Annotated in this window: 7 protein-coding genes; 1 reads left to right on the forward strand and 6 read right to left on the reverse strand. The window is 48.6% G+C overall.

The window, feature by feature from the left end; translation table 11 throughout:
• Window positions 1–84 precede the first annotated feature (84 nt).
• Window positions 85–348: a cell division activator CedA gene (cedA, locus tag E0D98_RS19530; RefSeq protein ID WP_001241561.1), complete on the reverse strand. Its 264-nt coding sequence runs from the start codon at window positions 346–348 to the stop codon at window positions 85–87.
• A 182-nt stretch (window positions 349–530) separates the two neighbouring features.
• Between cedA and katE the strand changes: the two genes are divergently transcribed.
• The gene (gene katE, locus E0D98_RS19535) at window positions 531–2792 is read left to right on the forward strand and encodes a catalase HPII (protein ID WP_050877021.1); all 2262 of its coding nucleotides are present in this window, start codon (window positions 531–533) and stop codon (window positions 2790–2792) included.
• 46 nt (window positions 2793–2838) lie between these two features.
• Here the strand turns inward: katE and chbG are convergent, their stop codons facing one another.
• The 5 genes from chbG to chbC all read right to left on the reverse strand — a co-directional run bounded on the left by chbG (window position 2839) and on the right by chbC (window position 7622).
• Window positions 2839–3597: a chitin disaccharide deacetylase gene (gene chbG, locus E0D98_RS19540; protein WP_131890861.1), complete on the reverse strand. Its 759-nt coding sequence runs from the start codon at window positions 3595–3597 to the stop codon at window positions 2839–2841.
• 12 nt (window positions 3598–3609) lie between these two features.
• The gene (celF, locus tag E0D98_RS19545; RefSeq protein WP_000078722.1) at window positions 3610–4962 is read right to left on the reverse strand and encodes a 6-phospho-beta-glucosidase; all 1353 of its coding nucleotides are present in this window, start codon (window positions 4960–4962) and stop codon (window positions 3610–3612) included.
• A 104-nt stretch (window positions 4963–5066) separates the two neighbouring features.
• Entirely contained in the window at window positions 5067–5909 is an 843-nt protein-coding gene (gene chbR, locus E0D98_RS19550; protein ID WP_000983653.1) for a transcriptional regulator ChbR, read from the reverse strand.
• Window positions 5910–5916: 7 nt separating this feature from the next.
• A complete protein-coding gene (gene chbA / locus E0D98_RS19555) occupies window positions 5917–6267 on the reverse strand; it encodes a PTS N,N'-diacetylchitobiose transporter subunit IIA (protein WP_000968919.1) in 351 nt (116 codons plus the stop codon).
• Window positions 6268–6317: 50 nt separating this feature from the next.
• Window positions 6318–7622, reverse strand: coding sequence for a PTS N,N'-diacetylchitobiose transporter subunit IIC (gene chbC, locus E0D98_RS19560; RefSeq protein ID WP_131890864.1), 1305 nt, complete (start codon window positions 7620–7622; stop codon window positions 6318–6320).
• Between the last annotated feature and the right edge of the window lie 2 nt (window positions 7623–7624).

The following is a 7624-nucleotide window of genomic DNA, read 5'->3' on the forward strand; positions in this document are numbered from 1 at the left end:
TACTGGTGGTTTGAATGAATGTAGCAATGAAATACAGAATTTCAGGTCATGTAACTCCCGGCAAAACCGGGAGGTACGTAATCTTTACTCAGTCACTTCCCCTTCCTGGCGGATCTGATTTGCCCAACGCTGGGCGGATTCAGGCACAGTAAACGCCGGTGAGCGCAGAAATGACTCTCCCATCAGTACAAACGCAACATATTTGCCACGCAGCATCCAGACATCACGAAACGAATCCATCTTTATCGCATGTTCTGGCGGCGCGGGTTCCGTGCGTGGGACATAGCTAATAATCTGGCGGTTTTGCTGGCGGAGCGGTTTCTTCATTACTGGCTTCACTAAACGCATATTAAAAATCAGAAAAACTGTAGTTTAGCCGATTTAGCCCCTGTACGTCCTACTTTGCGTGTATTTCATAACACCGTTTCCAGAATAGTCTCCGAAGCGGGATCTGGCTGATGGTCTATAGTTAGAGGGTTTTTTGACCAAAACAGCGGCCCTTTCAGTAATAAATTAAGGAGACGAGTTCAATGTCGCAACATAACGAAAAGAACCCACATCAGCACCAGTCACCACTACACGATTCCAGCGAAGCGAAACCGGGGATGGACTCACTGGCACCTGAGGACGGATCTCATCGTCCAGCGGCTGAACCAACACCGCCAGGTGCACAACCTACCGCCCCTGGGAGCCTGAAAGCCCCTGATACACGTAACGAAAAACTTAATTCTCTGGAAGACGTACGCAAAGGCAGTGAAAATTATGCGCTGACCACTAATCAGGGCGTGCGCATCGCCGATGATCAAAACTCACTGCGTGCCGGTAACCGTGGTCCAACGCTGCTGGAAGATTTTATTCTGCGCGAGAAAATCACCCACTTTGACCATGAGCGCATCCCGGAACGTATTGTTCATGCACGCGGATCAGCAGCTCACGGTTATTTCCAGCCATATAAAAGCTTAAGCGATATCACCAAAGCGGATTTCCTCTCAGATCCGAACAAAATCACCCCAGTATTTGTTAGGTTCTCTACCGTTCAGGGTGGCGCTGGCTCTGCCGATACCGTGCGTGATATCCGTGGTTTTGCCACCAAGTTCTATACTGAAGAGGGTATTTTTGACCTCGTTGGCAATAACACGCCAATCTTCTTTATCCAGGATGCGCATAAATTCCCCGATTTTGTTCATGCGGTAAAACCAGAACCGCACTGGGCAATTCCACAAGGGCAAAGTGCCCACGATACTTTCTGGGATTATGTTTCTCTGCAACCTGAAACTCTGCACAACGTGATGTGGGCGATGTCGGATCGCGGCATCCCCCGCAGTTACCGCACCATGGAAGGCTTCGGTATTCACACCTTCCGCCTGATTAATGCCGAAGGGAAGGCAACGTTTGTACGTTTCCACTGGAAACCACTGGCAGGTAAAGCCTCACTCGTTTGGGATGAAGCACAAAAACTCACCGGACGTGACCCGGACTTCCACCGCCGCGAGTTGTGGGAAGCCATTGAAGCAGGCGATTTTCCGGAATACGAACTGGGCTTCCAGTTGATTCCTGAAGAAGATGAATTCAAGTTCGACTTCGATCTTCTCGATCCAACCAAACTGATCCCGGAAGAACTGGTGCCCGTTCAGCGTGTCGGCAAAATGGTGCTCAATCGCAATCCGGATAACTTCTTTGCCGAAAACGAACAAGCAGCATTCCATCCAGGTCATATTGTTCCTGGTCTGGACTTCACCAACGATCCGCTGTTGCAGGGACGTTTGTTCTCCTATACCGATACACAAATCAGTCGTCTTGGTGGGCCGAATTTCCATGAGATTCCGATTAACCGTCCGACCTGCCCTTACCACAACTTCCAGCGTGATGGCATGCATCGTATGGGGATCGACACTAACCCGGCGAATTACGAACCGAACTCGATCAACGATAACTGGCCGCGCGAAACACCGCCGGGACCGAAACGCGGCGGTTTTGAATCATATCAGGAACGCGTGGAAGGAAATAAAGTTCGTGAGCGCAGTCCATCGTTTGGCGAATATTATTCCCATCCGCGTCTGTTCTGGCTAAGTCAGACGCCATTCGAGCAGCGCCATATTGTCGATGGTTTCAGTTTTGAGTTAAGCAAAGTCGTTCGTCCGTATATTCGTGAGCGCGTTGTTGACCAGCTGGCGCATATTGATCTCACTCTGGCCCAGGCGGTGGCGAAAAATCTCGGTATCGAACTGACTGACGACCAGCTGAATATCACCCCACCTCCGGACGTCAACGGTCTGAAAAAGGCTCCATCCTTAAGTTTGTACGCCATTCCTGACGGTGATGTGAAAGGTCGCGTGGTAGCGATTTTACTTAATGATGAAGTGAGATCGGCAGACCTTCTGGCCATTCTCAAGGCCCTGAAGGCCAAAGGCGTTCATGCCAAACTGCTCTACTCCCGAATGGGTGAAGTGACTGCGGATGACGGTACGGTGTTGCCTATAGCCGCTACCTTTGCCGGTGCACCTTCGCTGACGGTCGATGCGGTCATTGTCCCTTGCGGCAATATCGCGGATATCGCTGACAACGGCGATGCCAACTACTACCTGATGGAAGCCTACAAACACCTTAAACCGATTGCGCTGGCGGGAGACGCGCGCAAGTTTAAAGCAACAATCAAGGTCGCTGACCAGGGTGAAGAAGGGATTGTGGAAGCTGACAGCGCCGACGGTAGTTTTATGGATGAACTGTTAACGCTGATGGCAGCACACCGCGTGTGGTCACGCATTCCTAAGATTGACAAAATTCCGGCGTAAATATGGATAAGGTCACGTCCCCTGGGGAGTGACCTTACCACCTTACTTACACATTAAGATAACTACCCAACCGATAACCACGCTCAGCAATTGCATATTTCAACGACGCTGATGTCAGCACTTCCAGCTCCGTTAACCGTGGGAAACAGTAAGCACTCTGACGGATAGTATTATCGATAAACGCCGGATGACACATCACCTCCAGCGAACGATCACCCCGATGGCTTGCGTCATCCAGCACTTGCAGGAACAGTGCCTCGCTAATCTCTTCACCATAAAACGCGCTACTGAATCCCTGAGAACTGCGCAGATTAGCCGGTAAATCACCAGCGTTAGATAGCGGCTGACGGTCGATGCGCAACGCAATCCCCTCTTCAGCCGCAAACCTGGCAACAATCGGGAAAATCTGCGGGAACATATGCACATGATGATGGCTATCAAGATGCGTAGGTTTGCGTCCAAATAGCTCAATGAAACGCAAATACTGACTGGCAAGCTCCTGAGTAATTTCTTCCAGCGGTAAAGCATCTTCTTCTGCCAACAGCCAGATCCATTTTCCCAGCACACCATCGCGGGTTAACCCCGGCATAGCTGTCAGTGGCTTGCCCATAGTAAGGACAAAGTGCATCCCTATGGCCAGACTCGGTTCATCACGACTCAACTGCACCGCATGGTCAATAGCCTGCCCATTCACCAGCGCCGTCGTTGATGTGACAATCCCATTGCGACAGGCCTCGATAATGCCGTAGTTCTGACCTTTGCTTAAGCCAAAATCATCGGCATTAACAATCAGTAAGCGTTCCATAATCAGCCTCGGTTAATGTGCTTTTTTAAGCTCTGCGATGCAGTCGGCAAAATTTGGCAGCCATTTCTCGTGCGCCAGAATCATCTCGCGTGCCAGCAGCTCAGCATCGCGATCGGAATGCACCAACGGACTAAGGTTTAGCGCCAGTAACACATCGTTAAATTCTCCGCTAAGTGCGGCGTTGCTGGCAGCAATCTCGAAGCCTTTAATGGTGTGAATCAGCCCCATCACTTTATCATCGAAATGCGTAATGCGCGGATGTGGCGTCGCGCCATCGCGCCCCAGCTTACAGGTCATTTCTACCGCCCAGTCTGCCGGAATATTATCAATATGCCCATGATGCGGGATATTAACGTAATGTTCAGCTTGCTTGTCGTTGTAGATAGCGTTGATCACTTCGCACGCTGCATCAGAGTAATAAGCCCCACCGCGCTGTTCCAGTTCTTTCGGCTTAACTTTCAACTCCGGATTTTTATACAGCTCAAAAAGTTGTTTCTCGACTTTCTGTACTACCTGTGCTCGTGCGCCGCCTTTGTAGTATTCGCCCATTTCAATAGCCAGCATCTCTTTCTGCTTGAAGTAATACAGCAGATAAGAACATGGCAGCAGATTTAACGAACGAATTAAGCCCTCACTAAATGGCAGATCGAAAATATTTTTTACAGAGGACGCTTTTAACTGCCCTGACGCCACACCATCAAGCAATTCGGCAAAGCGCGACTTGCCATTTACCAGCACATCCTTAATGAACACCATATGGTTGAGGCCGAACAGATCGATAGATAAATCATCGCTGTCTTTCAGCATCAGAACATCGCGAATAAACATCTTCATGCCGATCGGAATATTACACACGCCGATAAAGCGTTTAAATCCGGTATGACGATAAACGGCTTCAGTGACCATTCCCGCCGGGTTAGTGAAGTTAATCACCCATGCATTCGGACAAAGTTCTTCGACATCTTTTACGATGTCAAAAATCACCGGAATGGTACGCAGACCTTTAAACAGACCGCCCGCGCCGTTGGTTTCCTGACCAAGATAACCATGACTTAATGGAATACGTTCATCCAGTTCGCGCGCCGGTAATTGGCCTACGCGCAGTTGGGTAGTAACGAAATCAGCATCTTTCAATGCTTCGCGGCGATCCAGCGTTTTATAAAGCTTCATCGGGACGCCAGCGTTATCAATCATCCGTTGGCAGAGTTCAAAAATGATATCCAGTTTCTCTTTACCATCTTCGACATCCACCAGCCATAATTCGCTGACCGGCAATTCGTGATAACGCTTAATAAATCCTTCCAGTAACTCCGGGGTATAGCTGCTCCCGCCACCAATAGTGACGACTTTTAATTTCTGGCTCATAATTTCTCCCTTCAGTACAGAATACTGATATCTGGCATATCTGCCCCCCCGGACATAAATAATCCAGCAACAGGACAGATATGTGAATTGTCAGGTATAACGACTTACTGATTAAATTCAGTCAATTTCTTACGATAGCTCTTAGGCGTAAAGGACGTTAATTTCTTAAACGTTTTAATAAACAAACTCGGGCTACTATAACCGGCCTCAAACGCAATATCCGTCACGGAATAGTTGGTCATTTCCAGTTGTTTTTTGGCAAAATTAATACGGATCTCATTAATAATCTGCATTGGTGTTTTGCCATAATATCGTTGAGTCGCTCGCGTCAAATATTCCTGTGATTTGGCTGACAACGTCACCATATTCTCCAGCGCCGATTCACTAAACTGCTCTTTATCATGCATCTTTTCTACCGTACTTTTCAGCCACTGCGGTACATCATCAATCACCTGTTCTTCGCGGTAATGACGTAAACGGTTAATGACATAAAAAGTAACCATCTCAACAAACTCTTCCAGCCCTGTTTCGCGGAAATTCAATGAAGAAATCACTGTTTCCACATAGGTGAGAAAAGCGTTATTGGTCCGGTATACCTGCGAAGCGACAAAGCAATAAGGCAACAACGGCAGGTAATGCTGCTCAAAAAAGCGTTTACTGATCCCAACGTTCAATATACGCGTGGCACCAAACTCATAAAAACTTTGATGGTGCGAACCTAACGGAATAAAAACAAAATCGCCCCGTTCCAGTAACACGCGCTTACCGTTAATCTCCTGGAAATAACGCCCGGTTAATACCAGAGTAAATTCATAATAGTCGTGCTGATGCAGCCCGCTGATACTCTCAGTTTTGTTATAGATAAACACATGGAAGTTTTTGCCATTAAACAACTGCTGTTCTCGGGCAGTGGCAATTTCCGGCGCGTTAATCACTGGCTGCATCATCGACTCCTTATGCCTTCAGTTTTTCATGAAGCTCAATTAATTCAGTAATCAGTTCACGCGCAAGCATGGACGTCATTAAATGATCCTGAGCGTGGACCAGCACCAGACTCACTTTCATCTTACCTTCGCCCGCATCGCCTTCAATCAGTTTCGTCTGTACCAGATGCGCTTCATTCAATGCCATCCGTGACTGATCCATCATGGCTTTTGCTGCAGCAAAATCGCCCTGCTTCGCCTGTTTCAGTGCCGCATACGCCAGGCTGCGCGCTTGTCCGGAGTTGATGATAAGCCCCATCACCACTTCTTCCAGCTCTTCAGCTTCCGTTTGCGTATCGGGAATGTTATCGAGATCCATCATACATCGTTCCTCTCTATTCTTACCGGCACGATTACCCGTACCGGCATCGATTAAAATTTCAGGGCGTTAGCGATATCTTCTTCGCTCTCTTCTTTATCAATCGCGTTTTGTGCTTTGTTAGCCACCACAACAAAGGGCAGATAAATTAACGTTGCGATACCAAGGTTGAAGAGTGCGACCAGCAATGCGGCGACGCTACCGTTGGTGTTAAAGAAGGCTCCCAGACCGGTTGGCATGGTCCACGGTGCAATATTGGTCACCGGAGGAATGATGCCCATGTAGTACGCTGCGAGGGTGATTGCCGCCAGAATCGGTTGTACCAGTACAAACGGGATAAACATCACCGGGTTCATGATAATTGGCAGACCAAACAGAATCGGTTCGTTAATCTGGAAGATGCCGGACGGCAGCGCCAGTTTTGCCACCTGACGATAATCAGCACGGCGAGAGGCGATAAAGATAGCCAGGATCAGGCCTAAAGTCGCACCACTGCCCCCAAGGAAAATAAAGGAGTCCAGCATCGGCTTGGCCCAGATATGGAAGGTCTTACCGGCTGCCAGCGCCGCTTCGACGGAACCATATTGCTGATAGGTCGCGATATTTTCCAGCGCCCACGGCGTCATAATGCCGTTGTCCAGTGCGGTCAGCGCCAGCGCGCCATGAATACCGAAGAACCAGAGCAGTGGAACAAAGATCACATAGGCCCAGCCCACCACGCTACCCAACGATGCCAGTGGGGTTGAGATGGTATCCATAATGATCTGATGGAAGTTGGTGCCCCAGGTATTCAACGCCCAGGCAATAATCCCCATCACGGAAAGAATAATAAAGCCGGGAATTAATGCCGAGAAGGAACGCGATACTGAAGCAGGTACGCTATCGGGCAATTTAATGACCCAATTGCGGCGGACAATAAAGGTAAACATTTCTGCCACCACCAGGCCAATAATAATCCCGGAGATGATATTCGCTCCACCTAACCAGTTTGCGCCAACCGCATAGGCCTCACCGACACTATATGGGGTGACGGTCATAAATGCTGCAACGGATAACAACCCAGCCGCCAGCGCATCGACTTTACGCTCTTCTGCCAGCGCCATGCCAATAAAGAACGGTGCCATTAAAGACATTATCCCTAATGTTCCGTTATATACGTTGCCGCCAATACCTTTCAGGCCATTAAGTGTTTCAATGGTTGAGGCATCTAGGCGAATACCTAAGGAATAAAAAAATGACCCCTCCCCAAAGCTTAGAAAAACGTTGTTAATTAATACAAACATGGCCCCCGCAAGGGTTAACGGCATTAAGCGAATAAAGCCATTTTTGATTGCATTAACGTGTGGCTGCTTTCCTATTT

The sequence above is a fragment of the Escherichia sp. KCJ4928 genome (assembly GCF_004352695.1).
Lineage (GTDB): Bacteria > Pseudomonadota > Gammaproteobacteria > Enterobacterales > Enterobacteriaceae > ECMA0423.